The organism is Streptomyces sp. NPDC048392 (assembly GCF_043200575.1).
In the GTDB taxonomy this organism is placed as follows: domain Bacteria; phylum Actinomycetota; class Actinomycetes; order Streptomycetales; family Streptomycetaceae; genus Streptomyces.
Map to the genome: position 1 here is coordinate 320,378 of NZ_JBICYB010000001.1, position 15,749 is coordinate 336,126.

Here is a 15,749-nt window from a genome sequence, read left to right on the forward strand (position 1 = left end):
CAGTTTCGAAAGTCGGGGAGGACGCGCTCCCGGATGCTTTCCCACACAACCTTCACAGGCGCCCCTAGGAACGCACCCGTCCCGGAACTTAACCTTCCCGCGTCATGGACTACTGCCACCCGTGCCGACGGCACCTCAACGGCGCCCTCGCCTGCCCGGGGTGCGGCACGCCCGCCGAAGAACCACCCGTGCCCGCAACACATCTGACGGCGGGTGAGGAAGTCCCGCCGCGGTCCGCCGGGGCGGCGGACGCGGCCGGCGGGACACCCGACGACGGTTCGCCCGGCACCCGGTCCGGCCGCCGTGACCGCAAGGCCGCGGCCCACCGCAGGCGCCGCCGCAGGACCCTGCTCGTCGCCGCGGGCTTCGCCCTGGCGGCCGGCGGACTGAGCCTCGCCGAACTCGGTACGGACGCCCAGCACTCCCCGGAGAAGCCGGCGGCGGCGGGTGGCGAGACGACGGACGGCGAGTCGGGACGGGAGGCGGGGGCGGCGTCGGCGGCACCGGCCGACAGGACTACGGGAACGACCGCGGCGTCCGGCACCCCGTCCGACGGCGCCTCCCCCTCGGCCTCGGCCTCGGTGTCGGCCTCGGCGTCCGCGTCGGCCTCCGCGTCCCCGGGCGCCCAGGAGTCCACACCGGCGGACGCGTCCGACACCGCCGAAGTCTACCGCCCGCCGGCCCCGGACCCCACCCGGCCCGCGGACCCGGACCCGTCCTCCCCCGAGTCGAACGACCCGCCCCCGACGACGACCCCCACCCCCTCGGACACACCGGACCCCACCCCGACGGACACCTGCGACCGCTTCCTGTGGTGGTGCACCTAGGCCCCGTCGTCGAACTCCCGTCTGCCCGGCGACGTCATGCACGCACTCTCTCCCTACCGGCCCTGACCCGAGTACATCCGGTACGAGGCCCGGGACTCGGCACGCCGAGAGCACGCACCCGACGCCGCGGGGCCGCCCTCCGGGCGACGACGCGAGTTCGACGACAGGACCCAGCCCGGCCGGCGGCGACGGCGGGACCGGTCCCTCAGCCCTCCAGCATCCTTCGCAGCGCGTCCCGCAGGGCGATCCGCTCCCCGTCCGACAGTCCCGCCAGCGGCTCCCGCGCGAACCGCAGCGACTCCCGCAGCCCCCGCGCCACGCGGCGCCCCTCCTCCGTCGCCGCCGCGACCTTCACCCGCCGGTCGCCGGGGTCGGGCCGCCGTTCCACCAGCCCCCGCGCCTCCAGCCGGTCCACGATCCCCGTGACGTTCGACGGCTCGCACCTGAGCTTCTGGGCCAGCTTCCGCATCGGCAGCGGCTCCAGTGACAGCAGGCTGAGCAGCTTGGCCTGCGCCCCGGTCAGGGCGCGCTGCGCGGCCGCCTCCTCGTAGTCGGCGCTGAAGCGGGCCACGACCTCGCCGATCAGCTCGACGACTTCACGGGTGAGAGCGTCGGGTCGGCGGGTGGTGTCGCGTGGTGTGGCCATGGAATCCAGGGTACTCATTTGTTTGACAACCTGAAATGTTCAGTCGCATGGTTGTTTCAGAACCTGAAATATTCTCGGAAGTCCCAGGAAAGGTGCCCCATGACCGACTCCCCCGCCCTCCCCGCCGTCAACCGCGCATGGCACCTGGTCACCCGCCCGGTCGGCTGGCCGAAGCCCGAGGACTTCGCCCTGGTGGAGGCGGAGGTCCCCGCCCCGGGCGAGGGCCAGGTGCTGGTGCGCAACCTGTTCGTCTCCGTCGACCCCTACATGCGCGGCCGCATGAGCGCCGCCAAGTCCTACGCCGCCCCCTACGAGCTGGGCAAGCCCATGCTGGGCGGCGCGGTCGGCGAGGTCGTCGCCTCCGACGCCGAGGGCCTCGCGGTCGGCGACCACGTGCTGCACGGCTTCGGCTGGCGCGAGTTCGCCGCCGTGGACGCGAAGAACGCCGTCAAGGTGGACCCGCGGGCCGCGCCGCTGTCGGCGTACCTCGGTGTGCTCGGCATGACGGGGCTGACCGCCTACGCCGGTCTGCTGCGGGTCGCCGCCCTGAAGGAGGGCGACACGGTGTTCGTCTCCGGTGCGGCCGGTGCCGTCGGCAGCCAGGTCGGGCAGATCGCGAAGCTCAAGGGCGCCGCCCGGGTCATCGGCTCGGCCGGCTCGGCCGAGAAGGTCGGGCTGCTCACCGACGAGTACGGCTTCGACGCCGCCTTCAACTACAAGGACGGGCCGGTGAGCGAGCAGCTGCGCGCCGCCGCCCCGGACGGTGTCGACGTCTACTTCGACAACGTGGGCGGCGACCACCTGGAGGCCGCCATCGGCTCCCTCAACCTGAACGGCCGCATCGCCATCTGCGGCGCGATCTCCGTCTACAACAACACCGAGCCCGCCCCCGGCCCGAAGAACCTCGCCCGCCTGATCCAGACCCGAGGCCGCATCGAGGGCTTCCTCGTCGGCGACCACTACGACCTCCAGCCGAAGTTCGTCGAGGAGGTCGGCCCCTGGGTCCGCTCCGGCGAGCTGAAGTACCGCGAGACGGTCGTCGAGGGCATCGAGAACAACCTGGAGGCCTTCCTCGGCGTCCTGCGCGGCGACAACACCGGCAAGATGATCGTCAAGCTCTGACTTCACTGCACTTCCGGCATGCGGTAACGTCTTTCCGAAATTCGTCGTGATCGTGGGCGCGAGTCACGGCGGACCGAGCAGGAAGACAACCGCATGCCGATTCAGCAGTCCGAGGTCCTCTACACCGCCGTAGCCACCGCCGAGAACGGCCGCGACGGACGGGTGGCCACCGATGACGGCAAGCTCGACGTCGTCGTGAACCCGCCCAAGGAGATGGGCGGCAACGGTGCCGGCACCAACCCCGAGCAGCTGTTCGCCGCCGGGTACAGCGCCTGCTTCCAGGGCGCGCTCGGCGTCGTGGCCCGCCAGGAGGGTGCCGACGTCTCCGGCTCGACCGTCACCGCGAAGGTCGGGATCGGCAAGAACGGCGACGGGTTCGGGATCATCGTCGAGATCTCCGCCGAGATCCCGGCGCTCGACGCCGCCACCGCGCGCTCGCTGGTGGAGAAGGCCCACCAGGTCTGCCCGTACTCGAAGGCCACCCGCGGCGACATCACGGTGACGCTCGTCTGACGGAACCCGTTACGGCGGTGCGCGCGCGGCGGTGCTCAGCACGCGAGCGCCGCCGTGTGCACCGCCGCCACCAGCCGCTGGTTCTCCGGCGCCGCCCCGCCCGGACGGACGGAGCGCCGCCGGGTGTACCCGTACGCCAGACCGCCGGCCGGGTCCGCGAAGGCCTGGCAGCCGCCCGCACCGCTGTGCCCGATCGTCCCGGCGCCGAGGAACGGGTGCCAGACGTCCGCCGTCGCCTGGAAGCCGAGACCGTACGACCCGTGCGTCCGCGTCACCAGGTCGTGGCCCACCGAGTGGAACTGCCCGAACTCCGCCACCGTGTCCGGCTTCAGCAGCGCTGCCCTGCTGTCCAGCTCACCGGTCGCCGCCGCGTACATCCCGGCCAGGCCGCGCGCCGATGCCACACCGCCCACGGAGGCCGGTCCCGCGGCCCGGACGACGGGCTCGTTGGGCAGGGTCGCCAGGTCGGTGGGGTGCGCCGTGTTGCGGTTGAAGGCGATGGCGGCCAGGGTGCGCGGCCCGTCCGCCGGTGAAACGGACGACGCCTCCCGGACCGGAGCGGGGACCGCCGGCCCGGCCGTCCGGAAGCGGTGGTCGAGCGCGGCCGGCAGGCCCAGATGGAAGTCCAGGTGATGCGGGGCGCGCACCCGTTCCTCGTAGACCTCCTGGAGGGTGTGCCCCGTGGCCCGGCGCACCACCTCGCCCACGAGGGCGCCCAGGACCAGCGCGTGGTACCCGAAGGCCGTGCCGGGACGCCAGTACGGACGCTGGTCGGCGAGACGCTCCGCGATCACCCGGTCGTCGGCCAGCTCGGCGGTGGTGAACCCGGTGTCCGTGCCGATCACGCCCGCCCGGTGCGCGAGCAGGTCGCGCAGCGTCAGCGCGTCCTTGCCCTCGGCCGCGAACTCCGGCCAGTAGTACGTCACCCTGCGGTCCAGCTCCAGCGTGCCCTCCTGCACCAGCAGGGCGGCCACCAGGTGTGCGGCGCCCTTGGTGGCCGAGTGCACCCCGTACAACGAGTCCGCGTCGGCCGAGTCGGCGCCGCAGGCCCACAGGTCGACGACCCGGCGGCCATGGAGGTAGGCGCACAACTGGCCCTCGTAGTCCGGCAGTTCGCCTGCCACCACCGCCGCGAACTCCTCCCGTACCGCCTCGAAGCCGTCGGCGACGGTGCCGTGGATCCCCTGCGTCATCCGCTTCTCCTCACCCGCTCGCCGGTATGGCCCCTGGTCCTGTCCCGATCGGTACGGCGGGACGAGCGTGTTCGACTCAATCGGGGCGTGGGGGTGTCGGCGGCGACCGGTAGAGTTCTGCCCATGCGCGATCTTGGGGCGGGATTCGGCCATCTCCTGAAGGGCCAGCGCTGGGTGGCCCGGCACGGCAGGAGCTACGGCTTCGGGCTCGTCCCGGGGCTGATCACCCTGGTCCTGTACGTGGGCGTGCTGATCGCGCTCGCGCTGTGGGGCGAGGACTTCGTCGGCTGGGCGACCCCCTTCGCCGACGACTGGCCGAGCCCGTGGCCCGGCCTCTTCCGCGGCTTCCTCACCGCCGTCCTGTTCGCCCTCGCCCTGCTCCTGGCCGTCCTCACCTTCACCGCGGTCACCCTGCTGGTCGGGCAGCCCTTCTACGAGGCCCTCTCCGAGCGCGTCGACCGCGACGTCTCCCCGGACGGCACCGCCCCCGAGTCCGGCCTGCCGCTCTGGCGCGAGCTGTGGATCTCCGGCCGCGACAGCCTGCGGATCCTCGTCCGGGCCGCCGTGTGGGGGGTGCTGCTCTTCGCGCTCGGCTTCGTCCCGGTCGTCGGCCAGACTGCGGTCCCGGTGATCGGCTTCTTCGTCACCGGCTTCTTCCTCACCGAGGAACTGGCCGCCGTCGCCCTCCAGCGCCGCGGGGTCGAACTGCGCGACCGCCTCGCCCTCCTGCGCTCCCGCAGGATGCTGGTCTGGGGCTTCGGCACCCCGCTGGGCGTGTCCTTCCTGGTGCCGTTCGTCGCGGTGTTCCTGATGCCCGGCGCGGTCGCGGGCGCCACGCTCCTCGCCCGCGAACTGCTGGGCGAGGAGACCCGCGACGGCCACGACCCGGCCGACGGCGGCCCGGCCGACGGCGGCCCGGCTGAAGGCGGCCCGGCCGACGGCGGCCCGGCTGAAGGCGATCCGGCCGACGGCGGCCCGGCGGTCAGCTCCGGTCCGGCCCCGACGCGCTGACCGCCACGGTCACGATCGCGCGCGTCTGCGCCACGATGTCGAGGCGGTTGCGCACGAACGCCGGATCGGTGACCGTCCCCGTCCCCGGATCGGTGTTCCCGGCCCCGAACCGCAGGACCGGTGTGTGCACGTGCCCGCCCGGCAGCGCGCCGTGCAGGCCGAGCCGGTCCCGCAGCAGCGTCGCGCGGTAGGCGATCTCGTTGGAGAGGTAGTCCCCGCCGCCTCCCGCCCGGGCCGTAGAACCCGGTGTGGGGCCGTCCGGCCGTACGACCGGCTCGCCGCCGCCCGCCGGGATCTCGGTCACGCTCGTGTGGTCGTACACGGGGAAGCGCCCGGTGTCCGCGGCCGTGATCGCCGCGTAGGGCAGCGTGGTCGTCGTCCACTGCGGCTGCGAGGCCGGATCGGCCACGGGGACCGTCTCCGTGCGGGAGACGTCGTCGTTGTCGGGGAAGCCGCCCCGCCAGGCCCCGTTGGTCCGCTCCACGTCGAACCGCCCGACCCGGCCCTGGCTCACGGTGGTGAACAGGTCCACCCTCGGCAGATACGGCCGCAGCGCCCGCTCCACCGCCCCCTGCGCGAAGTCCCGCCAGCGCACCGGGAACACGGCCGTCTCCACCCGCGCGGGACCGTCCGGGGTGTCGATCACCGTGCCGTCCAGCGCGAGCGCGACGGCGCCGGACGGGTTGGAGATCCGGATGTCGCGGTCCAGGGTGAAGGGGTCGAAACCGGTGAGCAGCACCCGCTTCATCCCCTTGCCGTGCCCGTCCCCGTCACGCCCGTCACGCCCGCGCCCGTCACGCGGCAGGCGGATGTCGCCCTGGCCGCGCGAGGCGCGCTCCAGCTCCCTCAGCAGCGCGGCCCGCTGCCGCCCGCTCAGCCCGAACCCGGGCTCCCAGGCGCGCAGTTCCCGCGTCATCCCGAGCCGCGCCCAGTACAGCGGCCGGTCGTCGTCCCGGCTGAGGTCCCCGCGGGCCGGGCCGCGCCCCTGCGCCCGGTCCACGGCGCGCCGCCACAGCGCCGTGCCCTCCCGTGCCACGACGGCTCGTGCCCGGCGATAGGAGTCCGCCCGCCCGAGTCCGCGGGCGAACGCCGGTGCCGCCGCGGCGAATCCGGAGCGCCGCAGGATCTGCCGGGGCACGTCCCCGTCGAGCCGCCGCTCCTCTACGGTCGGCGAGGGGGCGGTGCCCGCCGGGGGTGCGGCCGTGGCCGTCGCCGCCGTCGTGGGGGCGGTGAGTCCCGCCACCAGGGCCAGTCCGAGTACGCCGATCCGAACACGTATGGGGGTCAAGGGAGACCAGGTCCTTCCGTCGCCGTGGGGGTGCGCTGCCGGACGGCGGAAGTATCGCGTGACGGGAGTGACCCGCGCTACGGCGCGGCGACCGGCTCGTAGGTGTTTGTGAAGGGTTCGTACGCATTGGTGGACGGACGCTCGATCGCGGACCGCCAGGTCACCGCGACGATTACCGTCTGACCCCGGGACGTCCGCGAGGGCGTGCCCCCGCGAACAGCCCCGGTCCGGGACCTGACGGCCGGGCCGGGGCTGAGCGGCGGACGCGGCACGACGCCCGCCCCTCCTCGCTGGGCCCTGTCGTCGAACTCCCGTCTGCCCGGCGACGTCATGCACGCACTCTCGCCGTCCCGGGCCCCGAACCGGGTACATCCGGTACGAGGCCCGGGACCCGGCACCGAGAGCACGCACCTGACGCCGCGGGGCCGCCCCCGGGCGACGACGCGAGTTCGACGACAGGACCTGGCGCACCGAGAAGCCGTACACCGTCGCCGAGCGGAAGACCTCGCCCGGCCGCAGCACCGTGCCCGGGAACCCGGGCCGGTTCGGGGAGTCAGGGAAGTGCTGCGTCTCCAGCGCGACGCCGTCGCCGGGGGCGAAGGGCTCGTCCAGGTGGTCGGCGGTGTACAGCTGCAGTCCCGGCTCGGTCGTCGCACCGTGAGCACCCGCCCCGACGCCGGGTCGTACAGCTCGGCGACCTCCTCGGCGGCGGCGGTCACGCCCTTGTCGAGGACGAAGTTGTGGTCGTGGCCCGAGCCGACCTTGCGCGCCCGCCGGAAGTCGAAGCGCGTGTCCGTCACGTCCTCCAGGGCGCCCGTGGGGATCAGGCCGGCGTCGACCGGCGTGATCCGGGAGGCGGCGAGCCGCAGTGCGTGCCCGCCCGCGTGCCCGGAGCCGCTCAGGTCGAAGTAGCTGTGGTTCGTCGGGTTCAGTACCGTCGGCGCGTGCGTGACCGCCTCGTACGCGATCCGCAGCGCGCCCGGCTCCTCCTCCGGCGTGTACGTGGCCGAGACCTCCAGGCGGCCCGGGAAACCCTCCTCGCCGTGCGGGGACACCCGGCTCAGCCGGACGCCGTGCCCGCCGCCCCCGACGGGGCTCACGTCCCAGACCCGCTTGTCGAAGCCGCGCGCGCCGCCGTGCAGCGAGTTCGGCCCGTTGTTGAGCGTCGGCGCGTACGACCGCCCGTCCGGCGGGAAACGGCCGCCCGCGGTTGGCGTACCGCCCGACGAGCGCGCCGAAGTGCGGCTGCGGATGCGACACGTATCCGTCCAGGTCCGCGAACCCGAGCACCACGTCCGCGGTGTTCCCGTCCCGGTCCGGCACCTCGGCCGACTGCACGATCCCGCCGTACGACAGGACCCGCACCCGCACACCGGCCCGCTCCAGGGTCCAGCGGTGCACCGCGGTGCCGGCGGAAAGGGTGCCGAAGAGTTCGCTCATGTGCGGAGCTCCAGGACATGCGCCGGTCATGCCCAGGTCGGACCGGGTCGAGCCGGGTCACGGCGTCTTCGCGGTGACGGCGCGGTACGCGATCTCCGCCAGCCGGGCCTGGCCGTCCACACTCGGGTGGAACCAGTCCCAGTGGCTCAGCTGGCCGGTCCCGAACCGGTACGCGTGGACCGCGCCGTCGTCGGTGCGGCACCGCCGGTCCCTCGCGCAGACCTCCCGCAGCACCTCGTTGTAGGCCTCCACCCGGTCCCGCACGGTGTTGCGCCGCGAAGTCGCCGCCGAGTCCAGGGAGTCCGCGTCACCCAGCATCGACGGGCACAGGCCCAGCCTCCACACCTGCCTGCCCAGCGGGCTGGTGCGCCCCTGCGACCACAGCCGCTTCAGATCCGGGATGCTCGACACGTACACCTGCGCCTTGGGCAGCTTCGCGCGCAGGGTGGCCATCGCCTCCTCGAACTGGGTCCGGAAGTCCGCCACCGGCGTCATCGCCGAGGTCGTGGCCCGGCACGCGTCGTTCGCCCCGGCCATCACCGCGACCAGCTGCGGCTCGCGCTTCGCCGCCCGGGTCACCTGAGCGGTCAGGTCCGCCATCCGGGCCCCGGTGACCGCGTAGTTCCAGCTCCGCTCGGCCGCCTCCGCCTTCCCCAGCAGCCGTACGGCGAGTGAGTCGACCTCGGCGCTGGTGCCGGTCGCCCACGACACCTCCGGGCAGTCCGACAGGACCGCACAGGCGTCGAAGCCGCGCGTGACGGAGTCGCCCACGGCGGCGACCGACGCCGGGCTCGTGTCCCAGACCGGGGCCGGCTTCGGCCCCTTCGACGCGCTGCCGGAAGGCGCGGGGGAGCCGCCGCCCGCGGCGTCGCAGCCCGCCGCGCCCAGGACCGCGGCGGTCAGGACGGCGAGCGCGACACGCGCACGGCGACGGCCGCGCCGCGTCCCCCGGTCCGTCGCTCGGCCCATACCGGTCCCACCCCTCGCCTCGTGCCTCCGACATCCTCAACCCATGACACCGCGCCAGGGTTCCCGAGGGCGGCGATGCGACGGCTCACACCCGTACAAGCGTCCTGCCGGGTGAATGACGGAGATTTGTCGGCAGCGGGACCGACGGTACGTCACACTCCTTGCCCTGTCGCACGGTAGCCTCGCCCTCAACGTGACCCGCCCGGTCACAACCGTTCCACCCGTTCCGAGATGTCCCGCTCAGCCCGGAGGTTCCGGTGACGACACGTGGAGTCCTGTACGTGCACTCCGCGCCGCGCGCGCTCTGCCCGCACGTCGAGTGGGCCATCGCCGGAGTGCTCGGCACGCGCGTCGGCCTCGACTGGATCCGGCAGCCCGCCGCGCCCGGCACCTGGCGCTCGGAGTTCTCCTGGCAGGGCCAGGCCGGCACCGCCTCCAAGCTCGCCTCCGCACTGCGCGGCTGGCAGCTGCTGCGCTTCGAGGTCACCGCGGAACCGTCCGCGAACGCCGAGGGCGAGCGCTACAGCTGCACTCCCGACCTCGGCATCTTCCACGCCGTCACCGGCATCCACGGCGACATCATGATCCCCGAGGACCGGCTGCGCGCCGCCCTGGTCCGCTCCCGGCGCGGCGAGACCGACCTGGAGTCGGACATCGCCAAGCTCCTCGGCAAGCCCTGGGACGACGAACTGGAGCCCTTCCGCCACGCGGGCGAGGGCGCCCCGGTCCGCTGGCTGCACCAGGTGGTGTGACGGCGCCCCGCCCCGTACGCAGGTGGAGGGCCCCCACCGGCCGGTGGGGGCCCTCCACCTGCGTACGGCGGTCGCTCAGACCGTGCGGAACGCCAGGACCACGTTGTGCCCGCCGAAGCCGAACGAGTCGTTCAGCGCGGCGATACGGCCCTCGACCGGCAGCTTCCGGGCCTCTCCGCGGATGATGTCCGCGTTGGCCTCGGCCTCGGGATCGAGGTCGTCGACGTTGATCGTCGGCGGCGCCACCCGGTGGTACAGGGCGAGGACGGTCGCCACCGACTCCACGCCGCCCGCGCCACCGAGGAGGTGGCCGGTCATCGACTTGGTGCTGGAGACGGCCATGTGGTCGACGTCGTCGCCGAGGACCTTGCGCAGCGCCTTCAGCTCGGCGATGTCACCGGCCGGCGTCGAGGTGGCGTGCGCGTTGACGTACACGATCTCGGCCGGGTCCACGTCGCCCCGGTCCAGCAGGTTCTGCAGGGCGGCCGAGATGCCGCGGCCCTCCGGCTCCGGCTGCACGATGTCGTGGCTGTCGGCGGAGATGCCCTGGCCGACCGCCTCCGCGTAGACGCGGGCCCCGCGCGCGGCGGCGTGCTCGGCGGACTCCAGGACGAGGACGCCGGCGCCCTCACCGAGGACGAAGCCGTCCCGGCCCGTGTCGAAGGGGCGCGAGGCACCCTGCGGGTCGTCGTTGTTCTTGGACATCGCCATCATGTTGCCGAACGCGGCGATGGGCAGCGGGTGGATCGCCGCCTCCGTGCCACCCGCGACGACGACGTCGGCGCGGCCGGTGCGGATCATCTCGATGGCGTAGCCGATGGCCTCGGCGCCCGAGGCGCAGGCGGAGACCGGCGTGTGCACGCCCGCGCGGGCGCCCACGGCCAGGCCCACGTTGGCGGAGGGGCCGTTCGGCATCAGCATGGGGACGGTGTGCGGGGAGACGCGGCGGACGCCCTTCTCCTTCAGCACGTCGTACTGGTCGAGCAGGGTCGTCACGCCGCCGATGCCGGAGGCGATGACCGCACCGAGGCGGTCGGGGTCGACGTGGGCGGCCCCGTCGTCCGCGGCGCCCTCGCCCGCCTTGCCGGAGTATCCGGCGTCCTTCCAGGCCTCCTGGGCCGCGATCAGCGCGAACTGCGCCGAGCGGTCCAGACGGCGGGCCTGCGGCCGCGGGATGACCTCGGAGGGGTCCACGGCCGCAGACGCGGCGATACGGACCGCCTGGTCGGCGGCCCAGTCCTGCTCGAGGGGCTTGACGCCGGACCTGCCGGCGACCAGTCCCTCCCAGGTCGAGGCTGCGTCGCCACCCAGCGGTGTGGTTGCGCCGATACCGGTGACGACCACGGTGCGATTGGTCGAGCTCACGGGAATTCTTTCTCCAACGGGATACGGATTCGTACGGCGCCACCGCCGGGTGGCGGGGCAGTCTGCCCGGGTACCCGGGCCACGGCCCGGGTACCGGCGGATCAGGCCTGGTGGTCGAGGATGTACTTCGTCGCGTCGCCGACGGTCTTGAGGTTCTTGACGTCCTCGTCCGGGATCTTGACGTCGAAGCGCTCTTCGGCGGCGACGACGACCTCGACCATGGACAGGGAGTCGACGTCCAGGTCGTCGGTGAAGGACTTGTCCAGCTGGACGTCCTCAACCGGGATGCCGGCGATCTCGTTCACGATCTCCGCGAGACCGGCGACGATCTCTTCCTGAGTGGCGGCCATGATGGCGCTCCTTCTTTGTTGTCCAGAGGGTGTGGCGGCCCGCCGCGTCGGCGGCGGGTGTTGCTGCTCTCCGTTCCGGACCGCATGATCCGGCACGGAGTGCCTAGGGGAGCGTAACGACCGTCGCGGCGTAGACGAGACCCGCCCCGAAGCCGATGACGAGCGCGGTGTCACCGCTCTTCGCGTCGCCGGTCGCCAGAAGCCGCTCCATGGCGAGCGGAATCGAGGCGGCCGAGGTGTTGCCGGTGGTGCGGATGTCACGGGCGACCGTGACGTGCTCCGGCAGCTTCAGTGTCTTCACCATCGAGTCGATGATCCGCACGTTGGCCTGGTGCGGGATGAAGACGTCCAGGTCGTCCGGGCTGATCCCGGCCGCGTCCAGCGCCTGCTGCGCGACCTTCGCCATCTCGAACACGGCCCAGCGGAACACCGCCTGGCCCTCCTGCGTGATCGCGGGAAACTTGACGTTGCCCTCGCTGTCGTGGGGCAGCCCGGAGACGTCGCCGCTCCTGAACCGGTCCCAGGAGACCGTCTGCTTGATCGTCTCGGACTTGTCGCCCTCCGAACCCCAGACCGTCGGTCCGATCGCCGGCTCCCGGGACGGGCCGACCACGACCGCGCCCGCGCCGTCGCCGAACAGGAAGGCCGTGGCCCGGTCCTCCAGGTCGGTCAGGTCGGACAGCCGCTCCACGCCGATGACCAGGACGTACTCCGCCGAACCCTCGACGACCATGCCCTTGGCCAGGGTCAGGCCGTAGCCGAAGCCCGCGCAGCCCGCCGAGATGTCGAAGGCCGCGGCCCGGTGGGTGCCGAGCCTGTCGGCGATCTCGGTGGCGATGGCCGGGGTCTGGCTGAAGTGCGACACGGTCGAGACGACCACGGCGCCGATCTGCGCGGCGTCGATCCCCGCGTCCGCGATCGCCTTGCCGGACGCCTCGATCGACATCGTGGCGACGGTCTCCTCGGGGGAGGCCCAGTGCCGCGTCTCGATGCCGGAGCGCGAGCGGATCCACTCGTCGGACGAGTCGATCTTCTCGAGGATCACCTCGTTCGGCACCACCCGGGTCGGGCGGTAGCCGCCGACGCCGAGGATGCGCGCGTACGGGGCGCCCTTGCTGGGCTTGATCTTCGACATGCTCTCGCGCTCCTTGTCAGGCCTGCTGGGTGTGCTCGGCGACGAGCTCGCGGGCCGCGTCGAGGTCGGCCGGGGACTTCAGGGCCAGCGTCTTCACGCCGGGCAGCGCCCGCTTGGCCAGCCCGGTCAGCGTGCCGCCGGGGCACACCTCGATGAGCGCGGTGACGCCCAGCTCCTTGAACGTCTCCATGCACAGGTCCCAGCGGACGGGGTTGGCCACCTGGCCCACCAGCCGCTCGAGCACCTCGGCGCCGGTGGCGACGGCCCGACCGTCCTTGTTGGAGACGTACGTCACGTCCGGGTCGGCCGGCGTGAGCGCCTTCGCGGCCTCGGCGAGCTTGTCCACCGCGGGTGCCATGTGGCGCGTGTGGAACGCGCCGGCCACCTTGAGGGGGACGACCTTGCGGACACCCTCGGGCTTGTCCTCGTTCAGCGCGGCCAGCTGCTCCATGGTGCCGGCCGCCACGATCTGACCGGCGCCGTTCATGTTCGCCGGGGTCAGACCGAGCTTCTCCAGGTGCGCGACGCTCACCTCGGGGTCGCCGCCGAGCAGCGCCGACATGCCGGTCTCGGTGACCGCGGCGGCCTCGGCCATGGCCAGCCCCCGACGGCGTACGAGGGTCAGCGCGGCGGTGTCGCCGAGGACGCCCGCGAACGCGGCGGCGGTGATCTCGCCGACACTGTGACCCGCGACGGCGCCGGGCGCGAGGCCCGCCATGTCACCGAGTGCCGCGGCGGAGAGGATTCCGGCGGCGACCAGCAGCGGCTGGGCGACGGACGTGTCACGGATCTCGTCCGCGTCGGCCTTGGTGCCGAAGTGGGCGAGATCGAGTCCGATGGCGTCCGACCACGCGGCGACGCGGTCAGCGGCACCGGGGAGGGCGAGCCAGTCGGTCAGAAAGCCGGGCGTCTGGGCGCCCTGGCCGGGAGCGACGAGTACGAGCACTCTCACACTCTCTCTTGAGGACGGCCGGGACCGCCCGTGGGGACAGGGACGAAGAACACGAGCGGGTTTTGTGGAACCCGCACAAAATCCTAGAGCTGCGGATCTCCATCGGCCAGACGCCCCAGGATGAGCGCGATCCGCAGGGTGAACGCAGACCGTACATCAGAGGGTGACCATCCGGTGACGTCAGTCACACGTCGCAGCCGGTAGCGCACGGTGTTCGGGTGAACGAAGAGCATCCGGGCGGCGCCCTCCAGACTGCTCGCCTGTTCGAGATAGACGCTGAGCGTCTCCAGCAGCGCCGCCCCCGCCTCCTCCAACGGTCTGTAGATCTCCTCCACCAGTTGCTCACGGGCCGAGGGGTCGGAGGCGATCGCGCGCTCCGGCAGCAGATCGTCGGCGAGCACCGGGCGCGGGGCGTCCTGCCAGGCGGTGGAGGCCTTGAGGCCGGCGGCGGCGGCCTGCGCGGACCGGGTCGCGGCCAGCAGGTCGGGCACCACAGGACCGGCCACCACCGCACCCTGCGCGAACGGTCCGATCAGCGACTTCGCCACCGCCAGCGGATCGTTGCGGCCCCCGGCGATGACCACCAGGCGGTCCCCGAGCACCCCGGTCAGTACCTGGAGCTTGGCGTGCCGGGCCGCGCGCCTGATGGCCTCCACGGTCAGCTCGGAGTCCCCGTCGGGCGCGGTCCCCAGCACGACACAGACATGCTCGGGCGAGTTCCAGCCGAGGGCGGCGGCCCGGGACACGGCCCCCTCGTCGGCCTCGCCGCTGAGCACGGCGTTCACCACCAGCGACTCCAGCCGCGCGTCCCAGGCACCCCGTGCCTCGGCGGCCTGCGCGTACACCTGGGCGGTCGCGAAGGCGATCTCCCGGGCGTACACGAGCAGCGCCTCGCGCAGCACCGACTCGTCGCCGGGGGCGGCGACCTCGTCGATGGCGGACTCCATCACCTCGATGGTGGTCCGCACCATCTCCACGGTCTGCCGCAGGGTGATCGCCCGGGTCAGCTCGCGGGGCGCCGTGCCGAAGACGTCGGTGGAGATGGCCTGCGGGGCGTCCGGCCGCCGGAACCACTCGGTGAACGCGGCGATGCCGGCCTGGGCGACCAGCCCGATCCAGGAGCGGTTCTCCGGTGGCATGGCCCGGTACCACGGCAGTGTCTCGTCCATGCGCGCGATGGCCTGTGCGGCGAGCGATCCGGAGGACTGCTCCAGCCGCTTCAGCGTCGCGGTATGCGGGTGGGCGGGCTGGACGGGGGTGTCGGGCTTGCCGGTTTCGGGTTCGGGCACGGGGACAAGACTGCCTTATCGGAACGGGCGCACGTGCCGCCGGGTCTACGGTGGACGTCGTGATGGACGTACGGCGCGCCGACGAGCGCTACCCGGGAGGCGACCCGGCGGCGGGCATCGAGTCGCGGCACGCCTTCTCCTTCGGCCCCCACTACGACCCCGGCAACCTCCGCTTCGGAGCGCTGATCGCCTGCAACGAGGAGCGCCTCGCCCCCGGCGCCGGCTTCGACGAGCACCCGCACAGCCACACGGAGATCGTCACGTGGGTGGCGCAGGGCGAGCTGACCCACCGCGACAGCACCGGCCACGAGACGGTGGTCCGCGCCGGGGACGTCCAACGCCTCAGCGCGGCGGGCGGCGTCCGCCACGTCGAACGCAACGACGCCGTTGTCCCCCTGGCCTTCGTCCAGACGTGGCTGGCCCCGCGCGAGCCCGGCGGCGACCCCGCCTACGAGATCGTCCACGGCATCGCCGACTCCACCCCGTACGCCGTCCCCGAGGCCGGCGCGATGCTCCACGTACGCCGCCTCTCCCCGGGGGAGCGGACGGCGGTGCCGGACGGGGCGTACGTGTACGTGCACGTGGTCCGCGGCGAGGTACGCCTCGACGGCGAGGAGCTGGCCGCGGGCGACGCGGCCCGCGTCACTGATGCCGAGGGGGTGGAGGCGGTGGCGGTGACGCGGGCCGAGCTGCTGATCTGGGAGATGGCGGCGCGCTGACACTCACGGGGCCGGGGAAGCGGCCAGGTCGGCGGGTCCGTGAACGGACCCGTTCGTCGGCCGACGGGCGTCGTGCGGACTGCCGCAGGCCGTTGACGAACGTCTGCCATGCGGGTGCACCCACGGTCACGACCGGACCGGCCGCATTCCTGCTGTCTCGCACGGGGACGGAGCCGAC

Annotated in this window: 16 protein-coding genes and 1 pseudogene; 6 read left to right on the plus strand and 11 right to left on the minus strand. The window is 73.1% G+C overall.

Going from position 1 to position 15,749, the window contains the following annotated elements:
* Nucleotides 1–104: 104 nt before the first annotated feature.
* The gene (locus tag ACGFYH_RS01295) at nucleotides 105–827 is read left to right on the plus strand and encodes a hypothetical protein (protein WP_393801046.1); all 723 of its coding nucleotides are present in this window, start codon (nucleotides 105–107) and stop codon (nucleotides 825–827) included.
* A 205-nt stretch (nucleotides 828–1,032) separates the two neighbouring features.
* Here ACGFYH_RS01295 and ACGFYH_RS01300 read toward each other — a convergent pair whose 3' ends face one another.
* A complete protein-coding gene (locus tag ACGFYH_RS01300) occupies nucleotides 1,033–1,473 on the minus strand; it encodes a MarR family winged helix-turn-helix transcriptional regulator (RefSeq protein WP_393801047.1) in 441 nt (146 codons plus the stop codon).
* A 99-nt stretch (nucleotides 1,474–1,572) separates the two neighbouring features.
* Between ACGFYH_RS01300 and ACGFYH_RS01305 the strand changes: the two genes are divergently transcribed.
* Nucleotides 1,573–2,595, plus strand: coding sequence for an NADP-dependent oxidoreductase (locus ACGFYH_RS01305; protein ID WP_393801048.1), 1,023 nt, complete (start codon nucleotides 1,573–1,575; stop codon nucleotides 2,593–2,595).
* A gap of 93 nt (nucleotides 2,596–2,688) precedes the next feature.
* Entirely contained in the window at nucleotides 2,689–3,108 is a 420-nt protein-coding gene (locus tag ACGFYH_RS01310; protein ID WP_393801049.1) for an organic hydroperoxide resistance protein, read from the plus strand.
* A gap of 35 nt (nucleotides 3,109–3,143) precedes the next feature.
* Here ACGFYH_RS01310 and ACGFYH_RS01315 read toward each other — a convergent pair whose 3' ends face one another.
* Nucleotides 3,144–4,301 (minus strand): serine hydrolase domain-containing protein, encoded by a 1,158-nt coding sequence (locus tag ACGFYH_RS01315; protein ID WP_393801050.1) that lies wholly within the window; start codon nucleotides 4,299–4,301, stop codon nucleotides 3,144–3,146.
* Nucleotides 4,302–4,424: 123 nt separating this feature from the next.
* Here ACGFYH_RS01315 and ACGFYH_RS01320 point away from each other — a divergent pair, with 123 nt between their 5' ends.
* A complete protein-coding gene (locus tag ACGFYH_RS01320) occupies nucleotides 4,425–5,312 on the plus strand; it encodes an EI24 domain-containing protein (RefSeq protein ID WP_393801051.1) in 888 nt (295 codons plus the stop codon).
* Here ACGFYH_RS01320 and ACGFYH_RS01325 read toward each other — a convergent pair.
* From ACGFYH_RS01325 to ACGFYH_RS01335, 3 genes and pseudogenes are all read right to left on the minus strand, one after another.
* A complete protein-coding gene (locus ACGFYH_RS01325) occupies nucleotides 5,284–6,600 on the minus strand; it encodes a pyroglutamyl peptidase (RefSeq protein ID WP_393801507.1) in 1,317 nt (438 codons plus the stop codon). The two genes, ACGFYH_RS01320 and ACGFYH_RS01325, sit on opposite strands and share 29 nt — an antisense overlap.
* A 465-nt stretch (nucleotides 6,601–7,065) precedes the next feature.
* Nucleotides 7,066–8,040, minus strand: a pseudogene (locus ACGFYH_RS01330) (aldose epimerase family protein); the annotation flags it as partial.
* Between the two features lie 57 nt (nucleotides 8,041–8,097).
* The gene (locus ACGFYH_RS01335; protein WP_393801052.1) at nucleotides 8,098–9,009 is read right to left on the minus strand and encodes an SGNH/GDSL hydrolase family protein; all 912 of its coding nucleotides are present in this window, start codon (nucleotides 9,007–9,009) and stop codon (nucleotides 8,098–8,100) included.
* Between the two features lie 257 nt (nucleotides 9,010–9,266).
* Between ACGFYH_RS01335 and ACGFYH_RS01340 the strand changes: the two genes are divergently transcribed.
* Nucleotides 9,267–9,761: a DUF3145 domain-containing protein gene (locus ACGFYH_RS01340; RefSeq protein ID WP_393801053.1), complete on the plus strand. Its 495-nt coding sequence runs from the start codon at nucleotides 9,267–9,269 to the stop codon at nucleotides 9,759–9,761.
* Between the two features lie 75 nt (nucleotides 9,762–9,836).
* On the opposite strand, the gene ACGFYH_RS01345 is transcribed toward ACGFYH_RS01340, so the two are convergent.
* The 5 genes from ACGFYH_RS01345 to fasR form a co-directional block, all read right to left on the minus strand.
* Nucleotides 9,837–11,126 carry a beta-ketoacyl-[acyl-carrier-protein] synthase family protein gene (locus ACGFYH_RS01345; protein WP_393801054.1) on the minus strand — a complete coding sequence of 430 codons (1,290 nt, stop codon included), beginning with the start codon at nucleotides 11,124–11,126 and terminating at the stop codon, nucleotides 9,837–9,839.
* Nucleotides 11,127–11,227: 101 nt separating this feature from the next.
* A complete protein-coding gene (locus ACGFYH_RS01350; protein WP_052842858.1) occupies nucleotides 11,228–11,476 on the minus strand; it encodes an acyl carrier protein in 249 nt (82 codons plus the stop codon).
* Between the two features lie 103 nt (nucleotides 11,477–11,579).
* Nucleotides 11,580–12,611 carry a ketoacyl-ACP synthase III gene (locus ACGFYH_RS01355; protein WP_393801055.1) on the minus strand — a complete coding sequence of 344 codons (1,032 nt, stop codon included), beginning with the start codon at nucleotides 12,609–12,611 and terminating at the stop codon, nucleotides 11,580–11,582.
* A 16-nt stretch (nucleotides 12,612–12,627) separates the two neighbouring features.
* A complete protein-coding gene (locus ACGFYH_RS01360; RefSeq protein WP_393801056.1) occupies nucleotides 12,628–13,557 on the minus strand; it encodes an ACP S-malonyltransferase in 930 nt (309 codons plus the stop codon).
* A gap of 89 nt (nucleotides 13,558–13,646) precedes the next feature.
* The gene (gene fasR, locus ACGFYH_RS01365; RefSeq protein WP_393801057.1) at nucleotides 13,647–14,852 is read right to left on the minus strand and encodes a fatty acid biosynthesis transcriptional regulator FasR; all 1,206 of its coding nucleotides are present in this window, start codon (nucleotides 14,850–14,852) and stop codon (nucleotides 13,647–13,649) included.
* Between the two features lie 62 nt (nucleotides 14,853–14,914).
* Here fasR and ACGFYH_RS01370 point away from each other — a divergent pair, with 62 nt between their 5' ends.
* A complete protein-coding gene (locus ACGFYH_RS01370; protein ID WP_393801058.1) occupies nucleotides 14,915–15,571 on the plus strand; it encodes a pirin family protein in 657 nt (218 codons plus the stop codon).
* Here the strand turns inward: ACGFYH_RS01370 and ACGFYH_RS01375 are convergent.
* Entirely contained in the window at nucleotides 15,495–15,734 is a 240-nt protein-coding gene (locus tag ACGFYH_RS01375) for a DUF397 domain-containing protein (RefSeq protein WP_393801059.1), read from the minus strand. The two genes, ACGFYH_RS01370 and ACGFYH_RS01375, sit on opposite strands and share 77 nt — an antisense overlap.
* Between the last annotated feature and the right edge of the window lie 15 nt (nucleotides 15,735–15,749).